Consider the following 1,394-nt stretch of genomic DNA (forward strand, 5'->3'; position numbering starts at 1 on the left):
GAGAGTGTAAACTGAACTCTGTCTGAAATAAATTTAATCATTAATTTTATTCAGACAGAACCATGAGAAAAGAAGAACAAACGGAATTCGAGAAAAAGGTACTTGACCAGTTCATGTCGGGCAAGAACCTTTTCGGCAAGGGCGGCGCGTTCGCCCCCATGCTGAAGAACGTCATCGAGAAAGCGCTCGAAGCGGAGATGGAAGGCCATCTCGGCGAGGCCCAGCGTAACGTTGGGAACAAACGCAACGGCAAGGGCAAAAAGACCATCAAGAGCGGCTACGGCAGTTTCGATATTGACACGCCGCAGGACAGGCAGAGCAGCTTCGAGCCGGAACTGGTGAAAAAGCGCCAGACCATCCTGGCGGACAACCTGTCCGATAAGATCATCGGGCTTTATGGCCTGGGCATGAGCTATCGCGACATCTCCTCGCATATAAAGGAAATGTACGACACCGATATCTCGCACACCGTGCTGAGCCAGATAACCGACAGGATCATACCCGACGTCAAGGCATGGCAGAACCGCCCCTTGGAACCGCTCTATTGTATCGTATGGCTCGATGCCATGCACTACAAGGTGAAGGTGGACGGGAAGATAGCCCACAAGGCACTTTATAACATCTTGGGCATCAACAAGGAGGGCCGAAAGGAAATACTGGGCATGTACATCTCCGAGAGCGAAGGGGCCAACTTTTGGCTACAGGTGCTCACCGACCTGAACAACCGCGGCCTGAAGGATATCCTGATCGCATGCACCGACAACCTTAAAGGTTTTACCGATGCCATACTGAGCGTTTTCCCCAAAGCGCAGGTACAGCTCTGCATCGTGCACCAGATAAGGAACTCGCTCAAATATATCGCCTCGAAGGACCAAAAGGAGTTCATGCGGGACCTGAAAACGGTGTACCGGGCGACAAGCAAAGAGGTCGCGGAAGACGGACTCTTGGACCTTGAAACGAAATGGGGGAGCAAATATCCCGTGGTCATCCAGAGCTGGCAACGTAATTGGGAGCAGCTATCACAGTACTTCCAGTATACAGAACCCATAAGGAGGATCATCTATACCACAAATGCAGTGGAAGGCTTCCACCGACAGGTCCGTAAAGTAACCAAGACCAAGGGTGCGTTCACGAACGACACGGCCCTTCTGAAACTGGTATACCTAGCCACAAAGAACATTGAAAAGAAGTGGACGAGCCCATTGCATAATTGGAGCCTGACCGTTCAACAACTTTATATTAAATTTGGGGACCGAATACAGTTCGACCTGAGAACAGGGCCCAACGAGAACGCCGCTGCCGCGGGGGCGCATTCCAAAACCCGTCGGATAAAAGATCCGACAAGTTTTGAAATGGATGAAAAGTGAACCGGACAGAGTTTAAATTACACACCC

Annotated in this window: 1 pseudogene; it reads left to right on the plus strand. The window is 50.9% G+C overall.

Annotated elements, in window-relative coordinates:
• Positions 1-62: 62 nt before the first annotated feature.
• Positions 63-1,259: pseudogene (locus BLT07_RS20565) on the plus strand (IS256 family transposase); the annotation flags it as partial.
• Between the last annotated feature and the right edge of the window lie 135 nt (positions 1,260-1,394).

The sequence above is a fragment of the Pricia antarctica genome (assembly GCF_900101815.1).
Lineage (GTDB): Bacteria > Bacteroidota > Bacteroidia > Flavobacteriales > Flavobacteriaceae > Pricia > Pricia antarctica.